This is a genomic window from Thermoanaerobaculia bacterium, assembly GCA_035717485.1.
GTDB lineage: Bacteria > Acidobacteriota > Thermoanaerobaculia > UBA5066 > DATFVB01 > DATFVB01.
In genome coordinates, this window is sequence record DASTIQ010000162.1 from 1 (window position 1) to 2,648 (window position 2,648).

Annotated in this window: 1 protein-coding gene; it reads right to left on the reverse strand. The window is 66.1% G+C overall.

Annotated features, from left to right (window positions below; translation table 11 throughout):
* On the reverse strand, positions 1–2,304 hold a 2,304-nt coding region (locus VFS34_08585), incomplete at its 3' end, for a protein kinase (protein HET9794503.1).
* Positions 2,305–2,648: the final 344 nt, after the last annotated feature.

Below are 2,648 nucleotides of genomic sequence, written 5' to 3' on the forward strand. Positions count from 1 at the left end.
GACCTCCCTGGCGTCGGTCACGAAGGGACGGGCCGTGTGGCTGCCGCCGGTTTCGACGATCCAGATCTGGGCGATTTGCTTGCCGACCACGGGGATCTTGCCGACCGAGAGGAGCCTCCCGTCGCGGGACCAGTCTTCCGCCCCCCAGATGTCGGGCGATTCGTCGGGCGATTCCAGGAAGATCTGTTCGGCGCTCCCGTCCAGGGCCTTGAGCCAGAGCTCGACGGCCAAACCTTTCCTTCGGTCCGAGGAAAAAATGATCTGGTCCCCCGCCGGTGACCAGACCGGGTATTCGGCTTTTCGCGTGAACGGGAATTCGACTCCGTCGGCGCCATAGAGCCGGATCGACGCCGAGCTCGAGCTCGAATCCCAGACGGAGACCGCGATTCGCCGGCTGTCGGGTGAGAGACGAAGGTCGCCGTAGATCGCGGGGGTTCCGACGGTGCCGAGCGACTGGCCCTTGCGATCGAACCAGGTCAGCTGCGAGGGCGTGGGCCGCACCCTCGGTTGCGTGACGAGGAGACCGTTCGAAACCGAGAATTCCTGCGGCGCCGGCGCCACCGGAATAGGTTCCCCTTCCATTTCGAGCCGTGCGAGGTTCAATTTCTGAGCCACGAGGGAGTTCTCCTTGACGTAGAGGAGATACCCATCGGCGAACACGGCTTCCGATGTAGATGCGGCGACGACTTTGGCGGTCTTTCCGTCGAGTGAGCCGACTCGGATCCTGTTGGCTGGATCGTCGTTCGGCCCGGCGGCATTCCAGGCCGTGTAAAGAAAGTGTCGGCCGTCGGGCAGGAAAAAGGGGGAAACGTTGGCCGTAGTGTGGAGGGAGTCGCCGAGTTTCGTCACCGCCTCCGGCTTGCCGCCGGAGGCGGCGACGCGGAAGAGAGGGGTCGTGTTCCAGGCCGGCGCGAAAACGATCGTCCCGTCCCGGTTCCAGGTTCCCCCCGCTGGTACGCCCTCGGACGCGCAGATGGTCATGGGCGGTCCCCCGGAGGGATCGACCTTCATCAGGAGCTTCTTGCGGTACGCGAAGTAAGCGATGAACTTCCCGTCGGGCGACCAGAACGGCCAGACGGCATCCTCGACCTCCGCCACCTGCTGGGCCGCGGGCGCGGAAAGCGTTCGGACCCAGAGCCCCGGCTCCCGGGTCGTGAAAGCGAGCCGCTTTCCGTCCGGCGAGAGCGCGAACGTGACGAAATGCAGATTCTCGGGCGGAAGGATGGCCGAGATGATCGCCGAGGGTGTTTTCGGAGCACGACGCGCCAGGGCGATCGCGAGAACGGCCGACAGCAGGATCGCGCCCGCGAATCCGGCCCAGGCCAGACGCTCCCGGATTTTCCGCCGCGGCACGGCGGCCATCGTCCGCGCCGAACCCGTCGCCTCGGAGATGTGCCGGCGCACATTCGCGATCTCCCGCGCGAGGTCGCGCGTCGAGGAATAGCGCTCGTCCGGGTCCTTCGCGAGGCAGCGTTCGACGATCCAGCAGAGCGGCGCGGGAACGAGGGGATTCGAGTCGGCGATCGGCGGCGGCTCGTCGCGCAGGATCGCCGCCAGCGTCTCGCCCTTCGTCTCCCGGCGGAACGCCAGCTTCCGCGTCAGCATCTCGTAGAGGAGCAGGCCGAAGGAGAACTGGTCGGAGCGGTAGTCGACCTTCCTTCCCGCCGCCTGTTCGGGTGACATGTAGGAGACCGTTCCCATGACGACCCCCTCGGTCGTCTCCAGGCGGTCGATCGTCGGCATCCGGGAGATTTCGGCGTCGGGAGTCTCCGCGGGTGCCGTCGCGAGCTTTGCCAGGCCGAAATCGGCGATCTTGGCCATTCCCGACTTCGTCAAGAGAATGTTCTCGGGCTTCAAGTCCCGGTGGGTGATCCCCCTCTCGTGGGCCGACGCGAGGCCCGACGCGACCTGTTCGGCGATCTCGAGCACCTTCCGGATCGGCAGTCCGTCGCCCCTGAGCCGCGACCGGAGATCCCCTCCCTCGACGAGCTCCGAGGCGAAGTAGTGGATGCCCTCCTGCTCCCCGACGTCGAGGACCGTGACGATGTTCGGGTCGGAGAGCGCCGAGGCGGACCGCGCCTCCTGCTCGAACCGGCGAAGGTGGACGGCGTTCGACGCGACGGCGTCGGACAGGACCTTTACGGCGACTTCTCGCCCGAGCCTCGTATCCCGCGCCCTGTACACCTCGCCCATGCCGCCACTTCCAAGAGGTGCGAGAATCTCGTAAGGCCCGAGCTTGATGCCGGGAGAAAGCATCAGAGCACCATGCGAGCCGCGCCATCGCTCGCGCCTTCGCGACGCCATCGTCGCTTCGGCGCCGCAGGCGCGAAAGCGGGCACCGTCGGGCCTCCGGCCCCGAGAGCCGAGAAGATCTCGTACGGCCCGAGACGGGTACCCGCCAAAAGGTTCACGTGAGGATCACTTCGGTTGACTCTAGAGGCGCGAACGACAGCCGGAATGATGCGATTGAGTCATAGACACACTGGCTCTTCTCCTCCTGTCGGTCGCGTACGTGAAAAAGTGAAGGTTTCGGGGCCCGATCCGGGCCGAAGCTTTCCCTGCCGAGCCCTGTCCAGTCCGGAGGCCGGGAACGGAAACGACCGCCTCTTTTGGGCTGAGCCGGGTTGAGCGGGACTCAGTTCCCACTC